Genomic DNA, 13193 nt, shown 5'->3' with positions numbered 1-13193 from the left:
CCCGGACCCTAGCCGCCTACCGAATGAAGTTCTACTCGGGGGCGGTTAAATCTCACCCACGGCGCTGTCGACGTCGGAATACACCTTGATCCGGCGGTCCAGCCCGGTCGTGCGCAGGATGCGCGCCACGGGCGCCTGCGGCGCCGCCAGGGACACGCCGCCGCCCTCGCCGGTGGCCAGGCGCCAGGCCTCGATCAGCACGGACAGGCCGCTGGAGTCCATGAACGACAGTTGCTGCAGATCGAGCACGAGCCGCGCGCTGTCCTGTTTGATGGCGTCACGCACCTCGTCGCGCAGGAACGGTGCGGTGAACAGGTCAAGCTCTCCCTCGACGGCCACCACCACGGCGTCGCCCAGGGCGTGTCGCGCAAGCCGCAGCTTCATTGGGCCCCTCCTCGATGAGCCACTGTACTTCGACATCCCCGGATAGCGGGCATGCACAAACTACGAAAAGTCGGATGCAGGAGGACAAGGCGGGCCTAAACGCGCACCAAAAGCCCCGTCAAGCGCCATGCTCCCGAGTTTCTACCCATCTCGGAGGCTTGCGGCAACCTGGAACGCACGATCCCGCAGGCTGGAGCCCAAACTGGGCTCACACCGCGGGGATCGCGAACCCGTACGGGAGCTCCAGGCGATGCTCGGCCAGCAGCTCCGAGTCGGCCAGCAGCTCGCGCGTGGGCCCGTCGGCCGCGATCACGCCGCCGGACAGGATGAGCGAGCGCTCGCACAACTCCAGCGCGTACGGCAGATCGTGCGTCACCATGAGCACCGTCACGTCCAGGGAGCGCAGGATCTCGGCCAGTTCCCTGCGCGCGGCCGGGTCGAGGTTGGACGACGGCTCGTCCAGCACCAGGATCTCGGGCGCCATGGCCAGCACCGTGGCCACCGCGACCCGGCGGCGCTGGCCGAAGGACAGGTGGTGCGGCGGCCGGTCAGCGGCCGCCAGCATGCCCACCCGCTCCAGCGCGTCCTCGACCACCCGGTCGAGCTCCGCGCCGCGCAGGCCCGCGTTGGCCGGGCCGAAGGCCACGTCGTCGCGCACGGTGGGCATGAAGAGCTGGTCGTCGGGGTCCTGGAAGACCAGGCCGACGCGCTGCCTGATCTCCTTCAGCGTGTCCTTGCGCACCGGGGTGCCCGCCACGGAGACACTGCCGTGCCCGGCGGTGAGAATGCCGTTGAGGTGCATGACGAGCGTGGTCTTGCCGGCGCCGTTGGGGCCGAGCAGGGCCACCCGCTCGCCGCGTGCGATCGACAGGTCCACGCCGAACAGCGCCTGCGTGCCGTCGGGGTAGGCGTAGGCCAGTTGCCGCACTTCGAGAGAGTTCACCACGTCAGTCCCCATGTTGCCAGGGCGACGGCGGGCAGGGCGAGCGCGGTCCCCCATTGGCGAACAGACGCCGACATGTCATGAATTATCGGCATCTGACCGTCGTAGCCGCGGCTCAGCATCGCCAGGTGCACCCGCTCGCCCCGCTCGTACGAACGGATGAACAGCGCCCCGGCGGACCTGGCGATCACCGGGACGTGCCGCAGGTCGCGCGCCACGAACCCGCGCGACTCCCTGGCCACCCGCATCCGCCGCATCTCGTCGAGGATCACGTCCATGTACCTGAGCATGAACATGGCGATCTGCACCAGCAGACCGGGCAGCCGCAGCCGCTGCGCCCCCAGCAGGATCGTCCGCGGCTCCGTGGTGGCCGCCAGCAGGATGGAGGCGACCACGCCCAGTGTGGCCTTGGCCAGGATGTTCCAGGCCGCCCAGAGGCCGGGCACGCTCAGCGAGAGGCCCAGCACCGTGGTCCGCTCCCCCAGCCCGATGACCGGGATGAAGAAGGCGAACAGCACGAAGGGCACCTCGATCACCATCCGCCGCAGCACGTACGGCAGCGGCACCCTGGCCATCATCACGACGCCCGCGAGCAGGAGGGCGTAGACCGCGAAGGCCCAGAACCGCTCCCGCGGCGTGGCCACCACCACCAGGGCGAAGGCGAAGACCGCGAGCAGCTTGCACTGCGGCGGCAGCCGGTGCACGACCGAGTCGCCCGGCAGGTAGAGCTGATGACGATGCCCCGCGCCCACGTGTCACACCTTGATCTCGTTACGTCTCCGCGCGGCGTAGGCCACGGCACCGGCGATGAGCAGCACGAGGCCGACGCCGATGATGCCGGCCACGCCGACGGGGATCCCGCCCACGTCACCGTAGTCGGCCAGCGCCCAGCCGCCGAACAGGTGGTCGCTCGACCGCTCGATGAAGCCCTCGTTCTCGGCCACCGCCTCCAGCCCGTCGGGCGAGGAGGAGGCGAAGAAGGACACCAGCCCGGCCAGCACCAGCGTCACGCCGACGCCGCCGAGCAGGAACGGCTTGAGCGACCGGGTCGCGGCGACCGGCTCGGGCTCGCCCACGGTCGTGCTCTCGCCCTCGGCGCCACGCAGGACCAGGGGCCTGGCCAGGCCGCGGGCGCCGTACACGAGGTCGGGCCGCACGGCCAGCACGGCGCCGACGGTCGCGGCGGTGATGAGCGCCTCGCCGAGGCCGATCAGCAGGTGCACGCCGCCCATCGCGGCGGCGACCGCGCCGATTTCGATCGGCGCGGTGCCGCCGATCCAGAACAGCAGCGTGAAGACGAGGGCGGAGGCCGGCACCGAGATCAGCGCGGCCAGGAACGCCGCGATCACGACCTTCCCCCTGGCCAGCCCGGTGACCAGCCGGAAGACGCCCCAGCCGACGAGCACGGTGACGATGCCCATGATGGTGATGTTGACGCCCAGCGCGGTCAGCCCGCCGTCGGCGAAGAACACGCCCTGCACCAGCAGGACCACGGCCATGCACAACACTCCTGTGTACGGCCCCACGAGTATCGCGGCCAGCGCGCCTCCGAGGAGGTGGCCGCTGGTGCCGGCGGCGACGGGGAAGTTGAGCATCTGCACGGCGAAGATGAACGCGGCGACCAGGCCGGCCATGGGCGCGGTCCTGTCGTCGAGCTCGCGTCGCGCGCCGCGCAGGCACACCGCGACCCCGGCCGCCGCCACGACCCCGGCCGACACGGACGTCGCTGCGTTGAAGAAGCCATCGGGAACGTGCACGGCACCCTCCTGAAGAGGACAGATCCAAAGTGGACGGACAAACGGTCCTACTTTACGACATCGCCTTGCACCTGCACATAGATGGCAATTACTTGAGGATTCTTCTGATCAGTGTCTCGGCCGTGAGCCGCCGCACCACGGCGCTGAAGCGCCCCTTGCCCGCCGTCGCGTACGGCCGCACGCTCCTGAGCAGCGGCGCGCCCCACCACCGGCGCGGCGCGGCGACCGTCTCGGCGTCGGTCTCGATCCGGAAGCGCGCGGGCGGCCCGCCCAGGTCGAGTTCGAGATAGGCGTCCCAGGTGCCGGGGGCGAGCCGGCCCACGGCGGGCCTGGCCGCGAAGCCGCCTCCGGGCAGGGCGACCACGGGATCGGTGCGCTCACAGCCGGTACGCCGCTCGCGCCAGACGATCCGCCTGATCGCCGAGGCGGCCGGCGCGGTGCCGACCACGGTGATCTCGCCGTCCACCACCAGCCGGTGCCCCAGCGCCCACCGGGCCCTGATCAGCCTGGCCAGGCCCGGCACCGCGACCGCGTGCCCGCCCATGTCGATGCTCAGGTTGCCGTTGTCCCTGGTGAAGTAGGGCACGGCCACCACGCCGCCGATCAGGCGGGGCCGCGGGCGGGCGATGTCGCTGTCCCGGTCGGCGCCGAGCCGGCCGAGCCTGATCACGCCCTCGATCTCCACCGCCACCCGCAGGTCCCAGATGCCGGACCCGAGCGCGGCCACGTCCACCCGCGCGGTGAACTCGCCGCCCTTGCGCTCGGCCGGCAGCACCAGCTCGATCGCCGGGTCGTGGCGGGCGCGCAGCACCACGGACAGGCCGTCGTCCCTGGTGATGCCGTCGAGCCTGGCCGCGCCCGTCACCACCAGGCGGTCGCCCTCCCAGCGCAGCCCGGTCAGCTTCCTGCGCACGGTGGCGCTCTCGATCCTGGCCAGGCGCACCAGGCGGTCGATGTCGTCGAGCGCGCCCGCGCGCTGCCGGTCGATGGTGTTGAGCCGCTCGTGCACGCCGGGGGTGTACCACTCGTCGCACAGTGCCGCGACCTCGCGCGCGATGTCCTTGCGCCGTACGTCGTCGCTCTCCAGGAACACGGTCCCGAGCTGGGTGAACACGTCGAGCCTGAAGTGCCTGCGGAGCAGGTGGTCGCGCAGCGGGCCCGGCTCGACGTGCCGGGCCATCACCTCGATCGGGCCCCTGATCATGGCCAGCCAGGCCAGCGGGTCCCTGCTGCCGGACTGCTGCATGATGCTGCTGCCGTCGGGCCTGGACACGAGGTGGTAGCAGTCGTAGTCGGCCACCACGGAGACCGCCTCGGCGTGGCAGTAGGCGTGCGCGGTGAACAGCAGGTCCTCCCCGACCAGCATGCCCTCGCCGAACCTGATGCGGTGGCGTTCGAGCAGCTCGCGCCGGAACAGTTTGAAGCAGCTCAGGCTGTTGTAGACGTTGCTGTCGCCGAGCCCCACCCGGTCCGCGCCCTGCTGGAACATCGACGCCGGCGCCCGCCTGCCGTGGCCCACGATCTTGCCCAGCACGATGTCGGTGCCGTTGCCGTCGGCGGCGGCGACCATCCGCTCCAGCGCCTCGGGGCCGAGGTGGTCGTCGGCGTCGCAGAAGAAGACGTAGCGGCCGGTCGCGTGCTCGATCCCGACGTTGCGCGGCCGCCCGGCGCCGCCGCTGGCCTCGATGTGGATCACCTTGACGCTCTCGGGGTGATAGGCGGCGTAGAGGTCGAGCAGCTCGCCGCTGCCGTCGGTGGAGCCGTCGTCGACGACGACGATCTCCTTGCGCACCCGCTGGACGAGCGCGGACGTGAGACACCGGTCGAGATAGGCCCGGCAGTTGTGTACGGGGATGACGACACTGACGTCCACCGCGTCGCCCTCGCTCCCTGTCGCCGCCATCGCCCACCACTCCAGAGTCACGTTGCGCTGTCGGTCCGTTTCAGTATGTGACCAACGCGGAGGCCGTGCGGGCAGATCGGATGTCTTCCTCCGGCGGCTTTTAGTAACACCGGCAAAACACGGCATTCTGCAGATAAGAGGAGTGAACGGCCGTCGAATAGTTGATACTTGCCACACCGAACGAGTTTCAGGGGTGAGGATTTTCTACCTGGGAGAAGAAACAACACCGCTGGGAGAGTTCAGTTTCTACCGCGAGCCGCCGGTGATCCGCGAGGCCGGGTTGCGCGTCTACAGTTAGGCAACCTTGACCAGGAGGTGGCGTGAAATGGGATCCGATCTCCGTGAGGAAACGGCCGACGGTCCGGCTGTGCGAGGCGCTGAGATGATCATCGCGTCGGCGCGACTGACGGAGTTGTGCGAGTGCGCCGCACTGCTGCGCCGTACGAGAGCCCGGTCGGAAGAGATCGTGGACGAGGCTCGTGCCCTGCTGGAGGAGGCCATAGACGACGGCGATCTCGAACGCGTCGTCCTGCTGCGGGAGCAGCTGGAGCTGGCGCGGGCGAAGTACGCCCAGATCCTGGACGCGTACATGCGCATCTTGCAGCGGATCACCGAGGAGCGGCAGGAGATCATCGAGGGCCAGCTGAACCACGGCCGGATCTCAGGCTTGTCAGGAGTGGCCTGACGGGTCTAGTGTCAGGCCATGCCTGACTGGAAGGACAACCTCCACTGCTCGTTCTGTCACAAGAACAGTGGGGATGTGAGCAAACTCATCGCCGGGCCTGGTGTGCATATCTGCGACCAGTGCGTCGGTCTGTGCAACGACATTCTCGAACAGGAACGGCTCGCCGAATCGACCGAGCCTCGCCTTCCCGCGTGGGAAAGCATGACAGACGACCAAATCCTCGAACACCTCCCGAAAATCGCCACGGTTCAGGCGCAGGTGGACGACAATCTGCGCGACTGGGTGGCGCACCTCCGCACCCGTGACGTCAGCTGGGAGCGCATCGGATCGTCCCTGAACATGACGCGGCAGTCGGCGTGGGAGCGATTCAGGAGCGAGGCGTGAACCTTTGTGACGCGTGAGGCGTCTCCTCTTCAGGGAGGCCCCACATGCGTGTCCTGGAAGGTCTCGCGGCGCCCGAGCTCGACCGGCTCCATCTGGAGCTCGTCCTGATCCTGGCGCTGCACGAGGAGGCGGAACGGCTGGCCGCCGACTGAACGGGCTCCAGCTCCCCGGGCGCACCCGGGGAGCTGGAGCAGGGGGCCGGCCGGTAGATTGCGGGTCATGCTGCGCTGCGCCGTGCTGGACGACTACCAGGATGTGGCCCTCGGACTCGCCGACTGGTCCCGGGTGCGGATCAGGAGCCTGCGCGAGCACTTTACCAGCGAGGACGAGCTGGTGGCGGCCGTCCACGACTGCGAGATCGTGGTCATCATGCGCGAGCGCACGCCGTTCACCGCCGGACTGTTCGCCCGGCTGCCCAACCTGCGCCTGCTCATCACCTCCGGCATGCGCAACGCCTCCATCGACCTGCCGGCCGCGCGCGAGCACGGCGTCACGGTCTGCGGCACGAGCGGCAGCGCGACACCGACGGTCGAGCTGACCTGGGCGCTGATCCACGGCCTGACCCGCCACCTGCTGACCGAGGCCGGCGCCCTGCGCTCCGGTGGCCCGTGGCAGAGCACCCTCGGCCTCGACCTGCACGGGCGCACGCTCGGGCTGCTCGGCCTGGGCCGGATCGGGTCCCGCGTGGCGGCGGTCGGGCGGGCGTTCGGCATGGACGTCGTGGCCTGGAGCCGGAACCTGACGAAGGAACGGGCCGAGTCGGCCGGCGCGCGCCTGGCCCCCGACCTCGACGCGGTGCTGTCCGCCGCCGACGTCGTCTCCATCCACCTCGTGCTCGGCGACCGGACGCGGGGGCTGCTCGGGGACCGGGAGCTGGGGCTGATGAAGCCGACCGCCTACCTGGTCAACACCTCGCGGGCGGCGATCGTCGATCAGGACGCGCTCGCGTCCGCGCTGCGTGAGGGGCGGATCGCCGGGGCGGGGCTGGACGTGTTCGAGGTGGAGCCGCTGCCGGACGGGCACGAGTTCCGCCGGCTGCCGAACGTGCTGGCCACGCCGCATCTGGGATACGTGACGGAGGCGAACTACGCGACGTACTTCCGCGAGGCCGTCGAGGACATCGACGCCTTCGTCGCCGGCGCCCCGATCCGGCTGCTCACCTGACCTCAGCCGGTCTTGGTTCTCGCCCGGAACGCGGCCGTCTTGACCCGATTCTGGCAGGCGGTGGAGCAGAAGCGGCGGGTGCCGTTGCGTGAGACGTCCACGTAGACGCGGTCGCAGTGCGGCGCGGTGCAGACGCCGAGCCGGTCGCCGAACTCGCTGCCCAGCACGATCGCCAGGCCGGTGGCGCAACTGGCCGCCCACTCGCCGGCCGTCGTGGTGTCCTTGCCGTGGAAGTGCAGGTGCCACGGCTCGCCGTCGTGCCGTTCGAGCATCGGCCTGGCGTGGAACTCCTCCAGCAGCGCGTTCACCTGCCGCGCCGCGCTGTCGACGTCGTCGGCGGCGACCGCGGTGAAGACGGCGCGCAGCCGGGCGGCGACCGCGGCCAGCGCGTCGCCGTCCTCGTCGCCGAGGTCGCGGTAGGCGGGATAGACGGTACGCAGGCCCGCGGTGGCCGCGGCGCCGGCGTCGGCCGGTCGGGCGAAGGGCCGCCCCCGCCGCTCGCCCGGGGTCAGTGCGTTGACGAGGGCCACCGCCACCCTGACCACCGCGTCGGTGTGACTGTTGTAGTCCAATTGACCGGTTACACCTTCGTGTCGTAGCGTTGTAACTGTCCAAATCTTAGACGACAGTTACAAGGAGACGTTCTCGTGCTCACTCATGATGCCGCGACCGCGTGGATGGCGCGCTGGGACCGCCAGCAGGAGGGCTACCTGCCCGACCGCGAGGAGCGTTTCACCGCGCTGATCGACGCCGTGGAGGCGCTCGGCCGACCCGACCCGCTGGTGATCGACCTGGGCTGCGGCCCCGGCTCGCTGTCGGCCCGGCTGGTCGAGCGGCTGCCGGAGGCCGAGGTCGTCTGCGTGGACGCCGACCCGCTGCTGCTCGGGCTCGGGCGGGCCGCGTACCCGTACCTCAGGTTCGTCTCGGCGGACCTGCGTACCGGCGGGTGGACGCAGGCGCTGGGGCTGGAGCGGCCGGTGGACGCGGCGGTCAGCACGACGGCGCTGCACTGGATCTCCGAGCAGGACATCAAGGCCGTGTACGCCGAAGTCGCGACGGTGCTGCGGCCCGGCGGCCTACTGCTCAACGGCGACCACATGGACACCGAGGAGGTCACGCCCGCCCTGTCGCGGCTGGAGTACGCGGTGCACGAGCGCCAGACCGAGCGGCTGTTCGGCGCCGAGCGGCCGGAGGGCTGGCGGGCCTGGTGGGACGCGATCGAGGCCGACCCAGCCTTCGCCGATCTCAACCGGGAACGCTCGACGGCCGGGGGCGACCACCACTCCTCGGAGTCCCACCTGCTGTCGCACCACGTGCGGGCGCTGCGGGAGGCCGGGTTCGCGGAGGTCGGCACGCTGTGGCAGCGGGGCAACAACCGGCTGCTCTGCGGCGTCCGCTGACACCTCGGCGTTTCGGCCCTTCACGTCTTCGGACGCGCGCGTCACAATGAGTCGCATGCCGAGTTTCCAGCGGCTCACCGTCGAAGAGGCCAGGACCCTCACCAGGGTCGAGCTGCTCCCCCGGATCGAGGAGGAGCAGAAGTACTGGTACGCCCGGATTCACCACTGCCGGATGAAGCCCGGCGACGACCGAGATTTCCGTACGTTCAACGACATCATGCACATCGCCATCAACCCGTCCGGCTTCCTCACCGACGCCGGCTACTGGACGAAACCCCTGGGCGAGCTCGGCGAGCTGTGACGGGGGCCCTGGATCTCCGGGTGAGAACGCGCTCTCTCGTCGGCGTCCACGGATCTACGGAATGGCCGATGGGCCCCGTTCCGTCCGCGCGGGGCCCATCGACGGTCACGGCGGGGGCGTCAGGAGCGCGCCCACCGCTGGTTGTCGCTGCCCGCGCAGTCCCAGATCTGCAGCCGGGTGCCGTTGGCCGAGCTCGGCCCGGTCGCGTCCAGGCATCGGCCGGACTGCGGGTTGACGATCTGGCCGGTGCCGGAGTTGAAGGTCCAGCGTTGGGCGCTGGTGCCGTTGCAGTCGTACAGCTGGATGGGGGTGCCGTTGGCGGTGCCGGCGGCGGTCACGTCCATGCACTTGCCGAGCGCCCGGACGGAGCCGTCGGAGTTCCAGGACCAGTTCTGCGCGCCGGTGCCGTTGCAGTCCCAGAGCTGGACGGGGGTGCCGTTGGCGGTGGCGGCGCCGGCGACGTCCACGCACTTGCCACCGTACCCGCTGATCCGGCCGCCGGTGCCGGTGGTCGGCGGGGCGTAGACGCGGACGTAGTCGACGGTCAGGGTCTGCGGGAACGTGGTGCTGCCGTCGGGGTAGCCGGGCCAGTTGCCGCCGACGGCCAGGTTCATGATCATGAAGAACGGGTGGTCGAAGACCCAGCGGTTGCCGCCCAGGTCGGACGGGGTGCGGCGCTGGTACTCGTTGCCGTCCACGTACCAGATGATGAGGTTCGGCGACCAGTCGACGGCGAAGGTGTGGAAGGCGTCGGCGAACGGGGAGCCGATGGTGTAGCCGGCGCCGATGCCGCCGCCCCCGCTGTAGCCGGGGCCGTGGATGGTGCCGTGGACGGTGTTCGGCTCGCGGCCGATGTTCTCCATGATGTCGATCTCGCCGTTGTCGGGCCAGGTCGTGCCGCCGAGCATCCAGAAGGCCGGCCAGATGCCCTGCCCGCGCGGCAGCTTCATGCGCGCCTCGAACCGCCCGTACGCGCGGGTGAAGGTGTCGCGGGTGAGCAGGCGGGCGGAGGTGTACTGGCAGGTGCCGTACCAGCACGGGAAATTGGCCGGGTTCTCGCGGCGGGCGGTGATCACCAGGTTGCCGTTGCCGTCCTTGGCGGCGTTGCGGGTGGTGTCGGTGTAGTACTGGTGCTCGTTGTTGCCCCAGCCGCCACCGCCGGTGTCGAAGCGCCACTTCGACTGGTCGACCGCGCTGCCTGCGGCTCCGTCGAACTCGTCGGACCAGACCAGCGGGCCGGGGGCGGGGGCGGCGCTGGCGGTGCCGGTCATGGGGACGACCAGCGCGGCGACCGCGGCGAGAGCGGCGCCGATGGCTAAGAACGTTCTGGAACGGGGGGTGCGTGCCATGGGGGGTTACCTCATCCGGTGCACGGGGGTGAGTTTACCGAAACCTTGCGGCACGTCGAGTGGTGCTGTCAAGAGAGCGCTCTCTCGAATTTCGCGCACATTTCCCCGGAGCCGAACCTCCAGTCTTCGGCCCGCCGTTTCAGCCCTGCTCCTCGGCCGAAACCCCCGCGGCGGCCTTCACCTTCTCGACCTCGTCGGAAGCCCCGGCCGCCTTGGTGTCCGCCAGGAGAGCTGCTTCGGTGGCGGCCGGGCGAGCCTTGGCCGTCTCGGCGTCCACCTCGCGCGCACGAGTCGCCTCGGCCTCGACCGGAGGAGAACCCGTCTCCTCAGCCTCTCCCGGCCCGGACTCGGGCAACGTCCCGTCGCCCTCACGCGGCCCGAGCTCCCGCCGCACCTGCCCGCGCAGCTGCTCGGCCAGGATGACCATGGTCGCGTAGTCGCCCTTCTCCGCCGCCGCCCGCCAGCTCTCGGCCAGCTCGCGCAGGCCGGCGCTGCCGAAGACCTGCACCCCGACGACCGCCTCGACGCCCATCCGGGCGCGCAGCTTCTCGGGCCAGGTCTGCTCCAGCTCGGCCAGCTTCCGATCCTCGCCGTCCCGCTGGTAGCGCCGGCGGCGCAGGTCCAGCTCGACGACCTTCAGGATCTCCAGGTACGCGTCCCGCCGCTCCTTGAGCCGCCAGACCCGCAACTCCTCGTCCTTGGCCGCCCCGACCATCCGCTCCGCGTGCGCCCGACCCTGCGCACCCGCGAACCAGGTGAAGAACACGCCGACCGCACCGGCCCCGCCCACGATGACGGGTGCCACCCATTCCCAAGCCACGACAGCGATTGTCTCGCGCTTACGTACCCGAGCGCCGGAAAACGATCACGATCGCCCCCGAGCCGCAACCCGATCAAGGCCGGAAAGTCATCACGGTCGGCCCCGATGCCGCCGCAACACCGCCCTGGCCAGCTCAGCCGGAGTCCCCGTGCTGGTGTCGACCGTCATGTCATATCCGGCACCGTGATCGTGCACCGTACGCAGATGCCCTCGTCCGAGCCCCTTCACCCCGCGCGGACGCGCCGCCTCCCGCTCCTCGACCACCGGAAGCGGGCACATCACGCCGACCCACAGCACGTCCAGCCCTTCCAGCGCCTTCCGCCACACCGGCAGCAGGTCGGGGGTCAGCAACATCTCGTCGATGACGACGTCGTCACCGCCACGGGCGAAGGCGGCGGCCGCGACACACCCCGACTCCAGCATCCGCCGCCCGACCGGCCCGTAACGCACCACCACGAAAGGCGTGCCGTCGTCGTCCGTGCCGGTCCGGTCGTACCAGAACCCGACCCGGCTGAGCGGCCCGTCGAGCCCGCCACCCCACTTCGGCGGGACGAGCTGGAACAGGGTGTCGATGCCCCAGGAGAGGTAGGGGGTGTCACTCTCCTGCTGAATCGCCTGGGCCAGCGAGGTCTTGCCCGCGCTCGACGTTCCGTTCAAGAAGACGACCCGCCCAGGACCGTCACCCGCCGGCAACCCACCACTCCCATCTTTTCCCATGACACAACCCTCTCCTCTGTGTCCGCTTGTGGACACAGGAATCGCGCTGTCCACGCCAACCACACCGCCGTTTGGAACGTCCCAATCAGCAACGCCGAACGGAGAGGCTTCGATGACGCAGCCATACGGGCACGACCCCTAGGGACAGCAGCCGCCCTCACAGCCCTACCAGACTCACCCGTCCGGATACGGCTATCCGCCTCCGCCGCCACCCAGAAAGAGAAGCAGCGCCCCCGTGGTGCTCGTCGTCATCGGCGCGCTCGTCCTCCTCCTGTTCGGCGGTTGCGCCGCCATCGTCGCGGCGATCGGCAGCTCCGGTGACACCTCGCGGGTGACCACCGGGCGGATCGCCGAATCGGACGACCCCGCCGATGAGCCCACCGCCCGGAAGAAGACCCGGGAGAAGCAGGCGGGTATCGGGACCGCGGTCCGCGACGGCGAGTTCTCGTTCACCGTCACCAAAATGGACAAGCGCGCCAGGGTCGGTGGCGACTTCCTCAGCAAGGACGCCCAAGGCGTGTTCCTGCTCGTGTACATCACGGTCGAGAACATCGGCGACGAGGCGCAGGCTTTTAGCGGATCGGCACAGAAGCTCTACGACGCGAAGGGCCGGGAATTCGAGGCGTCAGCGGAGGCGGCCATCTACCTGCAGGACTCCAAGAGCCTGTACGAGAAGATCAATCCGGGTAATTCCGTGCGGGGCGTCGTCCTGTTCGACATTCCGAAGAACACCGACCCGGCCGCCATCGAACTGCACGACTCGATCTTCTCGAACGGCGTCAAGGTGAAACTCTGACGACGGGCACGGTCATCGGGGCGCCGTCGCCCAGGCACCGTGCAGACACGGCCCGACCACCACCCCATGCTCGGCGTGGACCTCGGCGAGCGTGCGTCACCCTGTCACGCGACGGCGGTGCCCTCGAGTTCCACCATCAGGTCGGGGATCGCCAGCCGCGTCACCCCGAGCATCGTGGTGGCCGGCGCCACCCCGGCCGAGCCCAGCCGCGCCGCCAGCACGCCGTAGTGCTCGAAGAGCCGGTCGACGTCGGTGGTGTAGACGTTGAGCCGGACCAGGTTCGCGAGCGACATGTCCGCCTCCCCCAGCACGGCCTCCAGGTTGTCGAGGCTCAGCGCCAGTTGCCCCGCCATGTCCTCGGCGTGCTGGGGCTTGCCGTCGCCGCTCATCGCGGTCTGCCCCGCGCAGTACAACGTCCGGGTCTGCCCCGAAACGAGCTCACCCTGGTTGTACCCCAGGTCCGCCGACCACGCCCACGGGTTGACCGCCGTCCGTTCCATCATCTGCTCCACTCCATTCGTTCGTCGCCATCGGCCCGGTAAGCCTCCGGCGTGCGTGGATTAGCCTTCCGGAGAATCACGACATCCTTT

At 69.9% G+C, this 13193-nt stretch carries 16 protein-coding genes; 6 read left to right on the top strand and 10 right to left on the bottom strand.

The window, feature by feature from the left end:
* Positions 1 to 45 precede the first annotated feature (45 nt).
* The 5 genes from B0I32_RS26260 to B0I32_RS26240 all read right to left on the bottom strand — a co-directional run bounded on the left by B0I32_RS26260 (position 46) and on the right by B0I32_RS26240 (position 4987).
* Positions 46 to 384, bottom strand: a complete 339-nt coding sequence (locus B0I32_RS26260) for an STAS domain-containing protein (protein ID WP_101785558.1) — start codon at positions 382 to 384, stop codon at positions 46 to 48.
* A 208-nt stretch (positions 385 to 592) separates the two neighbouring features.
* The gene (locus B0I32_RS26255) at positions 593 to 1330 is read right to left on the bottom strand and encodes an energy-coupling factor ABC transporter ATP-binding protein (RefSeq protein ID WP_425438111.1); all 738 of its coding nucleotides are present in this window, start codon (positions 1328 to 1330) and stop codon (positions 593 to 595) included.
* Positions 1324 to 2079, bottom strand: a complete 756-nt coding sequence (gene cbiQ, locus B0I32_RS26250; RefSeq protein ID WP_106244247.1) for a cobalt ECF transporter T component CbiQ — start codon at positions 2077 to 2079, stop codon at positions 1324 to 1326. Before cbiQ ends, B0I32_RS26255 begins: the two co-directional genes overlap by 7 nt.
* Before the next feature lie 3 nt (positions 2080 to 2082).
* Positions 2083 to 3084, bottom strand: a complete 1002-nt coding sequence (locus tag B0I32_RS26245; protein WP_106244244.1) for an energy-coupling factor ABC transporter permease — start codon at positions 3082 to 3084, stop codon at positions 2083 to 2085.
* Between the two features lie 88 nt (positions 3085 to 3172).
* Complete coding sequence (locus tag B0I32_RS26240; RefSeq protein WP_181307791.1) at positions 3173 to 4987, bottom strand: glycosyltransferase family 2 protein; 1815 nt, start codon at positions 4985 to 4987, stop codon at positions 3173 to 3175.
* Positions 4988 to 5369: 382 nt separating this feature from the next.
* Here B0I32_RS26240 and B0I32_RS26235 point away from each other — a divergent pair, with 382 nt between their 5' ends.
* The 3 genes from B0I32_RS26235 to B0I32_RS26225 all read left to right on the top strand — a co-directional run bounded on the left by B0I32_RS26235 (position 5370) and on the right by B0I32_RS26225 (position 7220).
* Positions 5370 to 5672, top strand: coding sequence for a hypothetical protein (locus B0I32_RS26235; RefSeq protein ID WP_106244240.1), 303 nt, complete (start codon positions 5370 to 5372; stop codon positions 5670 to 5672).
* Positions 5673 to 5690: 18 nt separating this feature from the next.
* Positions 5691 to 6056, top strand: coding sequence for a ClpX C4-type zinc finger protein (locus B0I32_RS61725; RefSeq protein WP_106244237.1), 366 nt, complete (start codon positions 5691 to 5693; stop codon positions 6054 to 6056).
* Between the two features lie 219 nt (positions 6057 to 6275).
* On the top strand, positions 6276 to 7220 hold the full coding sequence (locus tag B0I32_RS26225; RefSeq protein WP_106244234.1) for a D-2-hydroxyacid dehydrogenase family protein: 945 nt from the start codon (positions 6276 to 6278) through the stop codon (positions 7218 to 7220).
* 2 nt (positions 7221 to 7222) lie between these two features.
* On the opposite strand, the gene B0I32_RS26220 is transcribed toward B0I32_RS26225, so the two are convergent.
* Positions 7223 to 7792, bottom strand: coding sequence for a CGNR zinc finger domain-containing protein (locus tag B0I32_RS26220; RefSeq protein ID WP_106244232.1), 570 nt, complete (start codon positions 7790 to 7792; stop codon positions 7223 to 7225).
* Between the two features lie 75 nt (positions 7793 to 7867).
* On the opposite strand from B0I32_RS26220, the gene B0I32_RS26215 reads away from it, so the two are divergent.
* Positions 7868 to 8620 carry a class I SAM-dependent methyltransferase gene (locus tag B0I32_RS26215; protein WP_106244230.1) on the top strand — a complete coding sequence of 251 codons (753 nt, stop codon included), beginning with the start codon at positions 7868 to 7870 and terminating at the stop codon, positions 8618 to 8620.
* 55 nt (positions 8621 to 8675) lie between these two features.
* A complete protein-coding gene (locus B0I32_RS26210) occupies positions 8676 to 8921 on the top strand; it encodes a hypothetical protein (RefSeq protein ID WP_106244227.1) in 246 nt (81 codons plus the stop codon).
* Between the two features lie 119 nt (positions 8922 to 9040).
* On the opposite strand, the gene B0I32_RS26205 is transcribed toward B0I32_RS26210, so the two are convergent.
* The 3 genes from B0I32_RS26205 to B0I32_RS26195 all read right to left on the bottom strand — a co-directional run bounded on the left by B0I32_RS26205 (position 9041) and on the right by B0I32_RS26195 (position 11807).
* Positions 9041 to 10270, bottom strand: a complete 1230-nt coding sequence (locus B0I32_RS26205; protein ID WP_106244225.1) for a glycoside hydrolase family 16 protein — start codon at positions 10268 to 10270, stop codon at positions 9041 to 9043.
* A 139-nt stretch (positions 10271 to 10409) separates the two neighbouring features.
* A complete protein-coding gene (locus B0I32_RS26200; protein WP_146178325.1) occupies positions 10410 to 11090 on the bottom strand; it encodes a hypothetical protein in 681 nt (226 codons plus the stop codon).
* A 90-nt stretch (positions 11091 to 11180) separates the two neighbouring features.
* Positions 11181 to 11807: a chloramphenicol phosphotransferase CPT family protein gene (locus tag B0I32_RS26195; protein WP_106244220.1), complete on the bottom strand. Its 627-nt coding sequence runs from the start codon at positions 11805 to 11807 to the stop codon at positions 11181 to 11183.
* Between the two features lie 235 nt (positions 11808 to 12042).
* Between B0I32_RS26195 and B0I32_RS26190 the strand changes: the two genes are divergently transcribed.
* Complete coding sequence (locus tag B0I32_RS26190) at positions 12043 to 12603, top strand: DUF4352 domain-containing protein (RefSeq protein ID WP_106244217.1); 561 nt, start codon at positions 12043 to 12045, stop codon at positions 12601 to 12603.
* Between the two features lie 104 nt (positions 12604 to 12707).
* Here B0I32_RS26190 and B0I32_RS26185 read toward each other — a convergent pair whose 3' ends face one another.
* On the bottom strand, positions 12708 to 13103 hold the full coding sequence (locus tag B0I32_RS26185; RefSeq protein ID WP_106244390.1) for a RidA family protein: 396 nt from the start codon (positions 13101 to 13103) through the stop codon (positions 12708 to 12710).
* Positions 13104 to 13193: the final 90 nt, after the last annotated feature.

This window comes from Nonomuraea fuscirosea, from assembly GCF_003001935.1.
In the GTDB taxonomy this organism is placed as follows: Bacteria; Actinomycetota; Actinomycetes; order Streptosporangiales; family Streptosporangiaceae; genus Nonomuraea; species Nonomuraea fuscirosea.
This window is presented reverse-complemented; position numbering and strand designations above follow the sequence as displayed.

Bases quoted from the DNA above. Each gene is read 5' to 3' on its own strand.
- B0I32_RS26240 (WP_181307791.1), bottom strand. From the start codon at position 4,987: ATGGCGGCGACAGGGAGCGAGGGCGACGCGGTGGACGTCAGTGTCGTC.
- B0I32_RS26185 (WP_106244390.1), bottom strand. From the start codon at position 13,103: ATGGAACGGACGGCGGTCAACCCGTGGGCGTGGTCGGCGGACCTGGGG.
- B0I32_RS26205 (WP_106244225.1), bottom strand. From the start codon at position 10,270: ATGGCACGCACCCCCCGTTCCAGAACGTTCTTAGCCATCGGCGCCGCT.
- B0I32_RS61725 (WP_106244237.1), top strand. From the start codon at position 5,691: ATGCCTGACTGGAAGGACAACCTCCACTGCTCGTTCTGTCACAAGAAC.
- B0I32_RS26260 (WP_101785558.1), bottom strand. From the start codon at position 384: ATGAAGCTGCGGCTTGCGCGACACGCCCTGGGCGACGCCGTGGTGGTG.
- B0I32_RS26210 (WP_106244227.1), top strand. From the start codon at position 8,676: ATGCCGAGTTTCCAGCGGCTCACCGTCGAAGAGGCCAGGACCCTCACC.
- B0I32_RS26235 (WP_106244240.1), top strand. From the start codon at position 5,370: ATGATCATCGCGTCGGCGCGACTGACGGAGTTGTGCGAGTGCGCCGCA.
- B0I32_RS26225 (WP_106244234.1), top strand. From the start codon at position 6,276: ATGCTGCGCTGCGCCGTGCTGGACGACTACCAGGATGTGGCCCTCGGA.
- B0I32_RS26195 (WP_106244220.1), bottom strand. From the start codon at position 11,807: ATGGGAAAAGATGGGAGTGGTGGGTTGCCGGCGGGTGACGGTCCTGGG.